The organism is Arenicella chitinivorans (assembly GCF_014651515.1).
In the GTDB taxonomy this organism is placed as follows: Bacteria; Pseudomonadota; Gammaproteobacteria; order Arenicellales; family Arenicellaceae; genus Arenicella; species Arenicella chitinivorans.
Map to the genome: position 1 here is coordinate 871688 of NZ_BMXA01000001.1, position 15555 is coordinate 887242.

The following is a 15555-nucleotide window of genomic DNA, read 5'->3' on the forward strand; positions in this document are numbered from 1 at the left end:
TCGGGTGGTGACATGGGTTTTTTCTACAGCGTAATCGGTTTTTTATTGGCCATTGGGATTTTGGTCACAGTGCACGAGTACGGGCACTATTGGATGGCGCGCAGGCTTGGCGTCAAAGTGCTGCGCTTCTCTGTTGGATTTGGTAAACCTTTGTGGAAGCGCATTGCCGGTCCTGATCAAACTGAGTACGTGCTAGCCGCGATTCCGCTTGGCGGCTACGTTAAAATGTTGGGCGAGAACGACCCGGATGCGCCCATTGCTGACGATGAGCGTCACCGCGCATTTGATAATCAGGCGGTGTGGAAACGTGCGTTGATTGTCGCGGCTGGCCCGGGAATCAATTTTCTTTTTGCCATAACTTTATTTATGGTGCTTGGAATGCAGGATGCCCAGCGCCTGGTGCCAGTGCTGGGTGAGGTGAGTCAAACCTCACCGCTAGGTCAGGCTGGTGTGGAATCCGGTGCACGACTCCTGAGTATTGACGGTAAGCCATACCGCCATTACACCGAGCATGATGTCTATATCTTCAATAAGTTGTTGACGCGTGAACCGATCAATCTGACCGTTCAGAATGCGTCCGGTGTGCGTGATATTTCGATGCCGACTCAGGACATACCGATCTACAAAATCAGTCCGGCCACTCTGATGCACCAGTTGGGCTTTACGCCGATTGGTGCGCCTGCAACAACCGAAGTCGGCGCGGTGTCGGCGGGCTATCCAGCATATGACAAAGGTTTGTTGCCCGGCGATAAGTTCGTGTCGATCAATGGCGAACCGGTGACGGATTGGTCAGACTTAGTGCGTATTGTACAGCCGAGCTTCGGGCGACCTCTTAGCCTGGTTATGGAGCGTAATGGCAAGCAGTTTGACGTGACGCTTACGCCTAAAACACAGGAAAATCAAGGTCAGAAAACCGGTGTGATTGGCGTCAGTGCTAAGCCGGTGCCGCGGCCAGAGTCACAGTTTGTGACGATTTCGCACTCACCGGTCGAAGCGGTTGTCGCCGGTGCTGAGCAGACTTGGCTGATGTCCATGACCATGGTTCGCATGTTAGGCAAAATGGTGACCCTGCAGGTCTCGCACAAGAATGTGAATGGGCCAATTATGATTGCCGATGTGGCTGGTCAGGTAATACAGATTGGTTGGGAATCGTATGTCTCGTTTCTGGCTCTGATCAGTATTAGTCTCGGGGTCATGAACCTATTGCCAGTGCCGATGCTAGATGGTGGGCATTTGTTGCGTTTCGCGGTTGAAGTGGTGGCGGGTCGACGAATATCGGAGAAAGTTTACCTGGCGATTCAGCCTTTGGGCTTATTGATGCTTGCGGGCTTAATGAGTCTGGCTTTTTATAATGATATTTCGGCGATATTCAATTAGAATCAGCACACGCTACCGAGTAGCGTACTCACTGCGTGCCACAATAATAACACTATTCAGAGACTAACTAGCACCGCTATTTCTGTGCCCAGAACATTGAGAAATTTATGATCAAGAAACTCTGTATCTGCTTAATCTTAGCTGTTTCCACAAGTGTCGTCGTGGCGCAGGAATCGTTCGAGGTATCCGATATCCGGGTCAAAGGTCTGGAACGTATTTCAGCTGGCTCGATTTTTAACTATCTGCCGATTAAAGTTGGTGACCGATTTGAGCCAAGCATGTCGGCTGAGTTGATTCGAGAGCTCTACAAAACTGGCTTTTTCAAAAATATCGAATTAAGCACAGAAGGGTCTGCCATTATCGTGCAAGTGGTGGAGTATCCATCAATCGCGCGGATCGAGTTTGCCGGCAATAAGCTGATTAAAGAAGAGTCTCTGCGCGAAGCATTAGCGGGCAATGATTTTGTCGAGGGTCGTGTATTTCAACCGAATGTTTTGGAACAGGTTAAGCAAGAGTTAAAGCGCCAGTATCTTAATCAAGGGAAATACAATGCACAGGTAGGGACCGAAGTCACCGATTTGCCGCGTAATCGCGTCAAAGTAAAGCTGCATGTGAAAGAGGGGCCGACTGCCAAAATCGAAAAAATCAACATCGTCGGAAACAACTACTTCTCTGATGACATGTTACTGGAGGAGTTCGAATTATCCGACAGTATGCCATTCTGGAAATTCTGGGGTAAAGAAGACCAATACTCAAAAGAGAAAGTTGCCGGTGACCTTGAGAGTCTACGTAGCTTTTATCAGGATCAGGGCTTTTTGGATTTTGAAATTTTGTCTAATCAAGTCAGTATTTCACCGCAGAAAGACAGCATCTTTTTGACCATCAATGTCAAGGAAGGCGAGCGCTATACCGTGTCACACTTTGTGCTGAACGGAAGACTCGTAGTACCGGAAGATGAGCTATTACCATTTGTATACATTGCGCCAGGCCGTACATACTCGCGCAAAGACGTCGACAACACGATCGAAGTCATCAGTGATCGATTAGCAGAAGAGGGCTATTCGTACGCGGAAGTTGTGCCGGTGCCGGAAATCGACCGTGAAGCACGGACCGTGGCATTCTCAATCAACATCAAGCCTGGCCGTCGTGTTTACGTGCGCCGAATCGACATCATCGGCAATGAGTTGACTAATGATTCCGTTATCCGCCGTGAGATGCGTCAAACTGAAGGTGGTGCGTTCTCACCAAGTCGCGTGAATCGTTCTAAGGTTCGTCTGCAACGTTTGAGTTTCTTTGATGAAGTCGAAATCGAAACCAATCCGGTGGCCGGTCGTGATGATCAGGTTGATTTGCAGGTCATTGTGAAAGAACGCCCGACCGGTAGTTTCCTATTTGGTTTGGGGTACTCCGGTGACAATGGCGCTTTGGTGCAGGCGAGTGTGTCGCAAACTAATCTGTTCGGTACCGGAAACCAATTGAATTTTAATGTACAGCGCTCAAGTTTTATTGAAGCGGTGACTTTGCAATACACGAATCCGTATTACACAAAAAGTGGCATTTCTCGTACCATCGGCTTGAGCGGGCGTAGCATCGATTCCGCGCGTGCCAATACGTCTGAGTACATCACAGAAACGCTGGGCTTGAATGTGCGGTATTTATTCCCAATTAATGAGCACAACTCATTCTCGCTGGGTGCCGGTTTGGAACGCATTGATCTGCAATCCACCATTTTCACGGTGCCTGAGATTCGCGAGTTTATCGACAACAGTCCTGAAAATGACTTGCTGACCTTAAGTACCGCATTTGTTCATGATACACGCGATAGTTTGTTGTACCCAACAGATGGTAATGAATTCCGTCTGTCGCTTGATGCGTCGGCACCGGGCAGTGACCTTGAGTTCTATCGTGTGAATGTGGATGCGAGTACGTACTTCCCATTTACCCAGCGTGCAGCCTTGAAATTGGCGGCGGATATTGGGTTTGGTGATGGCTTTGGCGATACCGAAGAGCTGCCATTTTTCAAAAATTACTTCGCTGGTGGTTCGCGCTCAGTACGCGGCTATGAAGCCCGGTCCTTGGGGCCACGTGATAGTAGTGCACGTCAGGACCCATTGGGTGGTAGCAAACGGGTTTTGTTGAATGCATCATTGCTGCTGCCAGTTGGTGATGACGCGTTGGACAAACGCTTGCAATTGTTTGTTGATGCAGGTCAGGTTTATGGACCGGGTGAGAGTTTTGATTCGTCCGAGATTCGTGTCACCGCCGGTGTTGGGTTTAACTGGATTTCACCAGTTGGCCCGTTGTCTATCTCGTACGCGTTCCCGCTTAACGAAGAAGACGGTGACGAGATAGAGAAGTTCCAATTCAGTGTTGGCCAGCTGATTCAGTAAGGCCAGTAGGTTCAGACTTACACACATCCCATGGTGTGAAAAGATCAAAATTAGCTTAATACAATAAGGTACTAATAATGTTAAAACGCAGTTTATTTGTGGTCGCAGCGTTTGCGGCTTTGGTTCAAACGTCGGTTGCGGCTGCTGAAGTAAAAATCGGTGTGTATGACGCACGCAAAATTCTCGAGAGCCTGCCTTCGGTGCAAAAAGAGTTCAATAATTTGAACGCCGAATTTGAGCCTAAAAAGAAAGAGATTGCCGAGAAACAACAAGCATTGTTGAAGCTGAAAGACGATATCGAAAAAAATGCCGGTACCATCTATTCGGAAACTGAATTGCAAGCAAAACAATTGGAATGGCAAAGTAAGCGCCGTGAATTGCAATTGCTGGCAGAAGACACAGAGCGGTTGTTCAACGTACGTCGGAATGAAGCGATTCGTAAGTTCCAATCATCGGTTGATCTTGAAGTGACTAAAGTAGCGAAGGAAGAAGGCTTTGACCTGATTCTCCGCAGTGGCGTGATGTTTGCCAGCCCAAAGGTGGATATCACCGACAAAGTCCTCAAGCGTATGTCATCTAAGTAGTGAGTTTGTACTGAATCTGACCCTTTGATTGAGTCGGAATCAGGTTATACTCGGTAGACTTTAAAGGCGGTGTAAAGCAATGTTTACTCCGCCTTTTTACATACAAGCTTCATTGTTAAGACTCTTTGTTTAAGACCCAAAAAGGAACTCCCCGTGGCACTGCTCGATATTCACCAAATTCGTAACTACCTCCCGCATCGATACCCATTTCTACTCGTTGATCGTGTGCTTGAGGCAGTACCGGAAGAACGCTTGGTTGCCTTGAAAAACGTAACCTACAATGAACCATTTTTTACGGGTCATTTTCCTGGTCGCCCAGTGATGCCCGGTGTATTGATTGTTGAGGCCTTGGCGCAAGCAGCCGCACTGACAGCGAGCTACGGTCGCGAGGATATCGACACGCAGAACCGAGTCTACTATTTCACTGGCATTGATAAAGCACGTTTCAAGCAACCAGTCGAACCTGGTGATCAATTGATTTTAGAGGTCGACATTTTGCGCCGCATAAAAAACATGTGGAAGTGTAAAGGCGTTGCTACTGTCGATGGCAAAGTCGCTGCCTCAGCTGAAATGATGTTCACGTTTAAAGATATTGTTTAATTAGGAAACCAACCCATGGCAACCGCAATTCATCCCACCGCGATTATCCAACCTGGCGCACAGTTAGGTGAGAATGTCAGTATTGGCCCGTGCTCTGTCATTGGCGAGAATGTCAGCATCGGCGACGGCACAAAAATTGCTGCCCACGTGGTGGTGGATGGACACACCACAATTGGTGCCAATAATCAGATTTTCTCATTTACCGCCATTGGTGGTGAACCACAGTCGGTATCGTATAAGGGGGAACCAACCGAAACTCGAATTGGCGATAATAATGTTTTTCGTGAAAATATTACGGTAAATCGCGGCACTGTGGATGACGAGGGTATTACCAGTATCGGTAGTAATAACCTGTTTATGGCGTACGTACATGTTGCGCATGATTGTCGCCTTGGTTCGAGTCTACTTTTCTCGAATAATGCCAGTCTGGCGGGCCATGTTCGTGTCGAAGATTATGTGGTACTAGCAGGCTACACCTTGGTGCACCAATTTGTCCGCATCGGTGAGCACAGTTTCTGTGGTGTTAACACCTATTGCACTCTGGATATTCCGCCATATATGTTGGTCGCCGGTAATAAAGCAATCACGCACGGGATTAACGTGCGAGGCATGCGTCGTCGAGGTATCGACAAAGACGCGCTGTTGGAGCTAAAACGCGCCTACAAGACCATCTATCGGTCAGGGCACACCATGGTGCATGCGATTGCAGAGTTAGAGGCGAAAGGGTCTCAGGTGCCACAAGTTGCAAACCTACTGGAGTTCATTAAGTCGTCTAAGCGCGGCGTTATCCGCTAACGTTATGCCAGGCAAGGTGCTGGTGCGATGAAAGTAGGGATAGTCGCAGGCGAGAAATCTGGCGATTACCTGGGTGCGGAACTCGTCTCTGCCCTCAAACAACGCTACCCGCATGCGGAATTTGTTGGTTTGGCTGGTCCATTGATGCAAGCAGAAGGCGTTCGAACGCTGGCAGAAATGGATAAAATCAGCATCATGGGAATCATGGGGGCGTTGAAAGGCCTGCGTGACATCTTGACGATTCGGCGTACGATAAAGCAAACCATGCTCACTTGGCGCCCCGATGTCTTCATTGGAATCGATGTGCCGGATTTTAATCTGTCACTGGAAATTGCGCTGCGAGAAGCGGGTATTCCCACGGTGCATTATGTGAGTCCGACTGTCTGGGCGTGGCGTGGCAAGCGGATTCACAAAATCAAGCGTGCCGCTTCGTTGATGCTAACACTGTTCCCATTCGAGGAGACCTATTATCAGAAGCAGTCGGTGCGTGTTAAGTATGTTGGTCATCCGCTGGCTGAGCAGGTTCAATCTTGGACAGTGTCGGATGCGCTAAAACAACAGTTGCTGCGTGCAGCGGATAAAAAGCTGATCAGTCTGCTGCCTGGAAGCCGCATGAGCGAAGTAAGTCGGTTGGCCCCGCTGATGCTGGCCGGCGCGACTGAGTTGGCAACTCGGTTTACGGATATTGATTTTGTGATACCGGCAGCAAATCCTAAGATCGCCCGTTATCTTATTGAAGATCTGGGTGCTGATTCGCATGGTGTCCGAGTAATCGAAGGGCACTCACGCGACATACTGTATCTCTCACATTTAACTGTCCTGGCGTCTGGAACCGCGGCGCTGGAGGCGGGATTGTTTGCCAAGCCGATGGTGGTGATGTACAAAGTCGCTAAGATTGAGGAGTGGTATGCGGCTCGCTCAATGACGGTATCGCATTTCTCAATGCCGAACCATCTAACCAATCCTCCGGCGGTACCCGAGCTGATCCAATCGAATGCCACAGTTGAGAGTTTAGTTGCTGAGGTGACCAGCTTGCTGACCGATCAACATCGCTACCAGAAAATGCAGCGAGCGCTGTCTGCCATCGCACCGGCGTTAAACGAACATTCTGGCGAATTGGCTTGTGACGCCATTGAAGCGTTGATACAAGACACGCCACAGGCAGGTAACACGGTATGTTGATTGCTGGTGTCGATGAAGTCGGTCGCGGCCCGTTAGCTGGCCCGGTCGTCACTGCGGCGGTCATCCTACCCGAATCATATGATTTACCCGGCCTGACTGACTCTAAAAAACTTTCGCTCAAAAAACGCGAACAGCTCAGCGAACAAATTAAGTCGCAAGCCATCTGCTGGGCTTTGGGCGAAGCGAGCGTGGCGGAAATCGATCAACTGAATATTCTGCATGCCACCATGCTGGGGATGCAGCGTGCAGTGGCTAAATTGCGCGTCACGCCACAGCAAATCTTGGTGGACGGCAACCGAAGTCCTGAGTTTGGAATCCCGGCCCGAGCGATAGTTGGCGGTGATGGCTTAGAACCGGCTATCTCGGCCGCCTCAATTGTTGCAAAAGTTGCCCGCGATGACGTGATGCGCGATTACGCGCTGCAGTATCCGGAATATGGGTTTGATCGCAATAGTGGCTATCCAACCAAACAGCACCGAGAGGCCTTGATTCGTTGCGGGATTACGCCAATTCACCGACGTAGTTTTGCGCCCGTAAAAGCCTTGTTGTAATCGAAAAATTTGTAATCAGTCTCCCGACTGAAAACCCTTCAGTTTATAATTCGCGGATGCCTGAATCCTTCGTCCATTTACACCTCCATTCCGAGTATTCGCTTGTGAATGGCATGATCCGATTGCCCGCGCTGGTGGATCAAACGCTGCAGTATCAGATGCCCGCCGTGGCGCTGACCGATATGGGAAATCTGTACGGTGCGGTAAAATTCTTCAATAAATGTGTGGCACAAGGGATTAAGCCGATTATTGGGGCCGAGGTTTATATCGCGAACCCCGACAAAGTCACCCAGCCCTATATCTTGGTGCTGCTGGTGCAAGACGAAACCGGGTACGTCAACTTGTCTGAATTACTGTCGCGCGGATTTCGTGAGGGACAGGCACATGGCCGGCCAATTTTGCAGAAAGAATGGCTGCAAGGCAAAACAGACGGGTTGATATGCTTGTCGGGCGGTTTACGGGGAGAGTTGGGTGGTGCGTTGATGGCCGGGCGGCACAAATATGCTGCGCAACTCATTGCTGAATATCAGACCTGGTTTAGTGATCGCTTTTATCTTGAGATTCAGCGCGTTGGTCGACCCTACGAAGACGAGTATATCGCCGCCGTTGCGCAGCTTGCGGCACAGTTTCAGGTACCGTTGGTTGCCACTAATGATGCGCACTTTATGCAGGAGAAAGACTTCGACGCACACGAGGTCCGGGTCTGCATCAACGAAGGCCGGGTTCTCAATGACCCTCGGCGCGTAAAGCATCACACACCGCAGCAGTATTATAAATCGGCAGCTGAGATGATTGAGCTGTTTGCTGATATCCCGAGCGCGATTGACAACACCTTACGTATCGCGCAGCGCTGTAACTTTGTCATGCGTATGGGTGAATACTTTTTGCCTGACTTTCCGGTGCCGGAAGGCGAGACCATTGAGTCGCACTTACGGAACGAGTCGTTTCTCGGATTGGAAGAAGTTCTACTGCGGCGTTTTCCTGGCGGGGCAGACGAAGCAACCCGTAAGGAGTATATCGAACGGATGGAGTTCGAACTCAAAATCATCAATGAGATGGGGTTTCCGGGCTACTTCCTAATCGTTGCTGACTTCATTCAATGGGCCAAGGAAAACGGCGTGCCGGTCGGTCCCGGACGAGGGTCCGGCGCGGGATCACTGGTAGCTTACGCATTAAAAATTACTGATTTAGATCCAATTGAACACATCTTGCTGTTTGAGCGTTTCTTGAATCCAGAGCGAGTTTCAATGCCTGACTTTGATGTCGATTTCTGCATCGAAGGGCGAGAACGCGTGATCGACTATGTGGCGCGTAAGTATGGCCGTGATAAGGTCTCGCAGATCATCACTTACGGTACCATGGCGGCCAAAGGCGTGGTCCGCGATGTCGGCCGAGTGATGGGCATGTCCTACGGGCATGTCGACGGTGTGGCCAAGCTCATCCCCTTTGATTTAGGTATTACCTTAACCAAGGCGCTTGAGCAGGAGCCTGAATTAAAAGAGCGCTACGATAACGAAGAGGAGATTACCGAGCTGATCGATATGGCGCTCAAGCTCGAGGGTCTCGCGCGTAACGTTGGTAAACACGCTGGTGGTGTGGTGATCGCTCCCAGTGACCTGACTGACTTTACACCGCTGTATTGCGAGCACGGTAGTGATCAGATTGTGTCACAGTACGACAAAGACGATCTGGAAACGGTCGGTTTGGTGAAGTTTGACTTCCTCGGCCTGAAAACACTGACGATTATCGATTGGGCCGTGAAGGCCATCAATGTCCAGCGCGCCGCGAATGGTGAAGCGGCGTTAGACATTGCGAAGCTGCCGCTCGATGACAATGCAACCTATGAATTGTTGCGACAGGGGCAGACCACGGCGATTTTCCAGTTGGAATCGTCCGGTATGAAGGAGTTGATTAAAAACCTGAAACCGGACCAATTCGAAGACATCGTGGCACTCGTGGCATTGTACAGACCAGGCCCTCTCGGTGCAGGCATGGAGAAAGTGTACTGTGACCGTAAGCACGGCAAAGAGGCGACCAAATACGCGCACCCAATGTTGGAGCCAATCCTTGAGAATACGCAAGGAATTATCCTTTATCAGGAACAAGTGATGGAGATTGCCCAGGTGATGGCTGGGTATTCGCTTGGTGGCGCTGATATTTTGCGACGCGCCATGGGTAAGAAAAAGCCGGAAGAAATGGCAAAGCAGCGAGCCATTTTTGAGCAGGGTGCTGATGAGCGACAAGTTCCCAAAGAAGTAGCCAAGGAAGTTTTCGACTTAATGGAATACTTCGCAGCCTATGGTTTTAACAAGAGTCACTCAGCGGCTTACGCCCTCATCGCGTACCAAACAGCTTGGTTGAAAGCCCATTACCCGTCGCAGTTTATGGCCGCGTGTATGTCTGCGGATATGGAAAACACCGATAAGGTGGTGATCTTACTGAACGAGGCTAACCAGATGGGTTTGTCGGTTCAGCATCCGGACATTAACCTGTGTCAGTATGACTTTCGTGCGACCGATAATCAGAATATTGTGTACGGACTCGGCGCTATCAAAGGTATTGGTCGGCCCGTAATTGAAGCCATCATCCAGGCACGCGAATCCGGCGGTGAATTTAAAGACCTGTATGATTTGTGTGCACGGGTCGACGTGAAACGAGTGAATCGACGTGCGTTAGAAGCGCTGGTGCGGGCCGGCGCATTAGATGACTTGGGTGTCCATCGCGCCAGCTTGATCGAAAGTATCGATCTCGCACTGGAAGCTGCCAACCAACAGCACCGCAGTGCACTGGCAGGACAGAATGATATGTTCGGAATTGCTGCACCAGCGGAAACAGTGCAGACCTATCAGCAGGTGCCGGAATGGAAAGAGGAGGATCTGCTGGCGGCTGAGAAAGAAACTCTTGGCCTGTATCTGAGTGGGCATCCCATAGATATGTACATTCAGGAACTCGATCAGTTTACATCCTGTCGCTTAGTGGACATTGATGTGGCGCAAGGCAAAGGGAAGAAATCAGTGACCCTGGCCGGGTTGGTGATTGGTGCACGCACTATGAATACCAAGTCTGGGTCCCGAATGGCGTTTTTACAGTTGGATGATAAAACCGCGCGCGTTGAGGTCGGTGTGTTTGGTGAGCTGTACGACCAACGCCGTGATGTGATTCATAAAGACAAAGTGTTGGTGGTCAAGGGCAAAGCCAGTTACGACCATTTTAGTGGCGGCATCCGACTGTCTGCCGATGAGCTGTTTGATATCGAGCAAGCGCGCAGTAATCTGGCGCGGCACATGCAAATCCAACTTAGCTCGGAACAGCTCAATGAGCACGTGGTGCGGGATCTACGGCGTATTCTGGAACCAAGTGAGGAAGGGCAGTGTGGGGTTGGTTTTGAGTACCGAACGCCCCGTGGGGTTTGTCAGCTGGAAGTCAGTCATGGTTGGCGTATTATTCCGACCAAACTGATGCTCGAGCAATTGGAAAACATTATTGGTCAGAGGAATATTCGTCTTATTTACTGACGGGTACGTAACTTATCTAAGATTAACTTTTCAAAGACTTTCTAAGTCCTTGCTCTTTAAATGTTTTATTTTGCAGTGCTATACTGGTCGGCAACAGCGCAAGCTTATGCAAGAGCACTGCTTGACTTCATTCCTAAGCCGGATTGGACTCTTGGCGACTTGCATAGTTTTCCAAACAATTGCAGTATCAGGAAGGCTGGTATTAACGGGTTAGGGTTGCCAAAAGTGTCATTGTTTTGACACCTGCGCGGTTCAGTAATTCGGTACACTTATTCCCCTCACTCGTTATACACCAACTATGATTTGACGCTTGTTGCGACATTCGACTTCAACATCTGGGTGTCGGGCACACGGTTTGCTACGCGGAACGTCTCCGTCGTGAGCGCACAATAAAGAACAACATAAACGCAGCACACAGAGGTCGCCTTGAATGGCTATTTCGATCGAAAAATTCGAACAAGAAGTGTTTGACAATCTGGGGTTGATGCGTTCGAACCACTTTTTTGTGGCATTCAGTGGTGGAATTGATTCAACCGCTTTGCTGTATTTGATGCATCAATTGCAATCTCATGCCGGGTTCGAGCTTACCGCACTTCACGTTAATCACAACCTACAAAAAGACGCCGGGCGATGGGCTGACCATTGCGCCGCGACGTGTCAGTTACTCGGTATTGAATACCGACAAACCGAGTTAGAACTCGAGAATAAGAGTGAGTTAGCGGCCCGAAATGCGCGCTATAAGTGGTTTAGTCAGCAGCTAAACCGTAATTCGGTATTGCTGACTGCGCATCACCAGCAAGATCGCGCAGAAACGTTTCTGTTCAATTTAATGCGTGGTGCAGGCAGTGCTGGGTTGTCCAGTATGCGATCTGTGCGGCCGTTTCAAGGTGCCAAGCTGGCTAGACCGCTGTTGCCATTTACTAAGGACGATTTATACCAGGTCGCGCATGAAAGCGGCCTGCAATGGGTCGATGATCCGAGTAACCGCACCAACGATTATTCGCGTAATACAATTCGCAATCAAATTATTCCAGCGCTGACTGAGTTTCGTCCAGATGCGGTGCAGAACATCACGCGTGCAGCGGCGAATCTGCAGCAGGAAAACGAGCTTTTGCGAGAGCTCGCTATCTGCGATTTGGTTGAAGTGCGTGAGCACCCTAAGCACCCAGTAGATAAGTCCTATGCATTGTGTGTTGCAGACATGGCGCACTTGTCTCCCGCACGACAAGCGAATGTATTGCGTTTCTGGCTTAAGAGTTTGAATTTGCACACGCCGAGTCGTCGGTTTTTGAAACAATTGGTCGACGCTGTTGCCGTGCCGCCACCAAGCACCGCTGTGTTGCAGGAAGGTGGCCAGCAGTTTCGTTTTCACTACGGTTTTATGTATGTGATGCCTGCGTTGGAAAAGACGCCACCTTTCGGTGTTGTTGATTGGCGAAATGTAGCTCAACCTATTGATATATATCAAAGTAGTGTGCGCGTGGATGCTACCCAGAAATTATTAAGCTTGATTCATTCCGAATCACAGGCGCAACTTCGTTTGGCTGAACGTGCGCATATCGAGAACCCGAAAGCATTGCAAGGTCATAGTCTAAATCTCAAAAAATGGATGAATGAGCTTGGTATTCCCCCGTGGCGACGCCAGACTCTGCCGTTGCTAACACTCAAAAAGTCGCGTAAGGATTTTGTGCTGGGTCCAGTCGATTTGCAAGCGCACAATGATTGGGTGTCGATCGAATCACCGTTGCACTGATACACGCACGACGTCAAATTGATAACAGGACAAGTTGTCCGGGACGGACTTTTTTTCGGGCATCGATGGTAAATCGATTGTCCAATATTGTCGTGTCGAGTATCATGTAGAACCTTCTGGAGCACAGCGCAAAACTTTTTCACGCGTTTGCCTGTGGCTCTGATAAATCAATTCTTTTACGTACAACTAATCGTTGAGCAGGCACGTTAGCGTGTGCTCGTTTGGTTGTTTTTGATCGCACAAGACGTTATACGCCAGCCCAGCTGGCTCGGTTTTTGAATTAATGACAAAGTATGTATTTATTACGGGCGGCGTAGTTTCGTCCTTGGGCAAGGGGATTGCGGCTGCTTCCTTGGCGACGCTGTTGGAAGCGCGTGGTCTAAAGGTCACGTTGATGAAGCTGGACCCTTATATCAACGTTGACCCTGGTACCATGAGTCCATTCCAGCATGGGGAAGTTTTCGTGACCGAAGACGGTGCCGAGACCGACTTGGATCTCGGTCACTATGAGCGCTTCATCCGGACGACCTTGTCGCAGAAGAATAACTTTACCACCGGTCGAATCTATGAGCGTGTACTGCGCAAAGAGCGTCGTGGTGATTACTTGGGTGGCACCGTTCAAGTTATTCCTCACATTACCAACGAGATGAAGGATGCAATCGAAGATGGCGCTGGTGATGTCGACGTGGCGCTGGTTGAGATTGGCGGCACCGTTGGTGATATTGAGTCCCTGCCTTTCATGGAAGCAATACGTCAAATGCGTATCGAGAAGGGCTTTGAAAACGTCATGTTTATGCATTTGACCTTGGTGCCGTACATTGCGGTGGCTGGCGAAATCAAGACTAAGCCTACACAGCACTCAGTTAAAGAACTGCGCAGCATCGGTATTCAGCCAGACATTCTATTGTGTCGTGTGCATGAGCCACTGGCGGAAGAAGCCAAGCGGAAAATCGCCTTGTTCACCAACGTTCGCCCAGAAGCGGTGATTTCAGGCGTGGATGTTGAGAATATCTATCAAATCCCTTTATTGTACCGCGATCAGAATGTGGATGAGCTGGTGGTGAAACACTTGCAACTGGACTGTCCGCCAGCCGATCTCAGCGAGTGGGAATGGGTGGTTGATCGTAAAGCCAACCCAACTGGCGAGGTCAATATTGCCTTGGTTGGTAAGTACATTGGACTTACTGAGTCCTATAAGTCGCTGTCTGAGTCGCTGATTCACGCTGGGATTCAAACTTTGACGAAAGTGAACATTAACTATATCGAAGCCGAGGACATCGAGCGAATCGGGGTTGAGGCGCTGGCCGGGAATGATGCAATACTCGTGGCTGGCGGTTTTGGCGATCGTGGCACCGAAGGAAAGATCCGTGCCGCCCAATACGCGCGTGAAAATAAAATTCCTTACCTTGGCATTTGTTTGGGCATGCAGGTCGCGGCCATCGATTTTGCGCGACACGTGGCCGGTATGACCGATGCTAACAGTTCCGAGTTTAATCCAGATACGCCTTACCCAGTCATCGCTTTGATCTCCGAATGGACTGATCAGAGTGGCGCAGTGCAACAACGTGATGAAAACTCAGATCTTGGTGGCACCATGCGTTTGGGCGGTCAAACCTGTCACTTGGTTGAAGGCACAAAGGTTCGCGAGATCTACCGTAAGGACTCAATTGTCGAACGACATCGTCACCGCTATGAGTTCAATAATAGTCTGCGTCCGCAATTGGTTGATGCTGGCCTGATTATCGGCGGCGTCTCGGACGATGACCTAGTGGAAACAATTGAAATAGCTGATCATCCTTGGTTTGTCGGTGTACAATTCCACCCTGAGTTTACGTCGAGCCCACGAGACGGTCATCCGTTGTTTACTTCGTATATCGAAGCGGCTCGAGCTGCGCAATAAATTACTCGCTGGATTATTGCAACCAGCAGATATCGCAAAGGTGCAATCATGAAGATAGCTGATTTTGAAGTCGGTCTCGACCAACCGTTTTTCCTCATCGCCGGACCCTGTGTTATTGAGTCACGTCAACACGCCTTGGAAGTCGCCAAAATGGTGCGCGATATCACTGGCGAACTAGGAATCAATACGCTTTATAAGTCCTCGTTTGATAAGGCAAATCGAACCTCTGGATCGTCATTTCGTGGCCCGGGTATTCAAGAAGGGCTGGAGATTTTACAAGAGGTGAGGGAGACCGTTGGCATTCCGGTGTTGACCGACGTACACACACCAGAACAGGTTGAACTGGCGTCTAAGTACGTAGACATGATCCAAACACCGGCCTTTTTGTGTCGGCAAACTGATTTGATCGAAGCAGTCGGTGCCTGTGGCATTCCTGCCAACATCAAAAAGGGACAGTTTTTATCCCCGCCTGAAATGGTCAACGTCACCAAGAAAGCCGAAGCCGCTGGCGGCAAAGGCAAAATTACCGTGTGTGAACGCGGTGCCTCTTTCGGTTATAACAACCTCGTGGTGGATATGCGGGGTTTGGCGCAGATGCGTGAAACCGGCTGCCCGGTTGTGTTTGACGCCACGCATTCGGTGCAATTGCCGGGTGGAAAAGGTGATCGCTCAGGTGGTCAACGTGAATTCGTTCCGGTGCTCGCTCGCGCCGCGGTTGCCGCTGGTGTGTCGGGTGTCTTTATGGAAACACATCCCGATCCAGATAATGCCAAAAGCGATGGGCCGAATGCCTGGCCTACGCAGAAACTCAAAGCATTACTCACCGTTCTCCAACAACTTGACCAGTCCACGAAAGCTGGTGGCTTTTCGGACACGGAACTGTAAATCAGCGGTCTGTGTTTCAAAGT

Annotated in this window: 11 protein-coding genes; all 11 read left to right on the forward strand. The window is 49.8% G+C overall.

Annotated features, from left to right (window positions below; translation table 11 throughout):
* Positions 1-12: 12 nt before the first annotated feature.
* The 11 genes from rseP to kdsA all read left to right on the forward strand — a co-directional run bounded on the left by rseP (position 13) and on the right by kdsA (position 15532).
* On the forward strand, positions 13-1377 hold the full coding sequence (rseP, locus tag IE055_RS03815) for an RIP metalloprotease RseP (RefSeq protein ID WP_189398656.1): 1365 nt from the start codon (positions 13-15) through the stop codon (positions 1375-1377).
* Positions 1378-1484: 107 nt separating this feature from the next.
* A complete protein-coding gene (gene bamA / locus IE055_RS03820) occupies positions 1485-3767 on the forward strand; it encodes an outer membrane protein assembly factor BamA (RefSeq protein WP_189398657.1) in 2283 nt (760 codons plus the stop codon).
* A 77-nt stretch (positions 3768-3844) separates the two neighbouring features.
* A complete protein-coding gene (locus IE055_RS03825; RefSeq protein WP_189398658.1) occupies positions 3845-4351 on the forward strand; it encodes an OmpH/Skp family outer membrane protein in 507 nt (168 codons plus the stop codon).
* A 153-nt stretch (positions 4352-4504) separates the two neighbouring features.
* Positions 4505-4951 carry a 3-hydroxyacyl-ACP dehydratase FabZ gene (gene fabZ / locus IE055_RS03830; RefSeq protein WP_189398659.1) on the forward strand — a complete coding sequence of 149 codons (447 nt, stop codon included), beginning with the start codon at positions 4505-4507 and terminating at the stop codon, positions 4949-4951.
* Between the two features lie 15 nt (positions 4952-4966).
* Positions 4967-5746 (forward strand): acyl-ACP--UDP-N-acetylglucosamine O-acyltransferase, encoded by a 780-nt coding sequence (lpxA, locus tag IE055_RS03835; protein WP_189398660.1) that lies wholly within the window; start codon positions 4967-4969, stop codon positions 5744-5746.
* Between the two features lie 27 nt (positions 5747-5773).
* Entirely contained in the window at positions 5774-6928 is a 1155-nt protein-coding gene (gene lpxB, locus IE055_RS03840; protein WP_189398661.1) for a lipid-A-disaccharide synthase, read from the forward strand.
* Entirely contained in the window at positions 6922-7479 is a 558-nt protein-coding gene (gene rnhB / locus IE055_RS03845; protein ID WP_189398662.1) for a ribonuclease HII, read from the forward strand. Before lpxB ends, rnhB begins: the two co-directional genes overlap by 7 nt.
* Before the next feature lie 56 nt (positions 7480-7535).
* Positions 7536-10994, forward strand: coding sequence for a DNA polymerase III subunit alpha (gene dnaE / locus IE055_RS03850; protein ID WP_189398663.1), 3459 nt, complete (start codon positions 7536-7538; stop codon positions 10992-10994).
* Positions 10995-11424: 430 nt separating this feature from the next.
* On the forward strand, positions 11425-12747 hold the full coding sequence (tilS, locus tag IE055_RS03855; RefSeq protein ID WP_189398664.1) for a tRNA lysidine(34) synthetase TilS: 1323 nt from the start codon (positions 11425-11427) through the stop codon (positions 12745-12747).
* A gap of 283 nt (positions 12748-13030) precedes the next feature.
* Entirely contained in the window at positions 13031-14647 is a 1617-nt protein-coding gene (pyrG, locus tag IE055_RS03860; RefSeq protein ID WP_189398665.1) for a CTP synthase, read from the forward strand.
* A gap of 48 nt (positions 14648-14695) precedes the next feature.
* Positions 14696-15532 carry a 3-deoxy-8-phosphooctulonate synthase gene (gene kdsA, locus IE055_RS03865; protein WP_189398666.1) on the forward strand — a complete coding sequence of 279 codons (837 nt, stop codon included), beginning with the start codon at positions 14696-14698 and terminating at the stop codon, positions 15530-15532.
* The last annotated feature ends 23 nt before the right edge of the window (positions 15533-15555 follow it).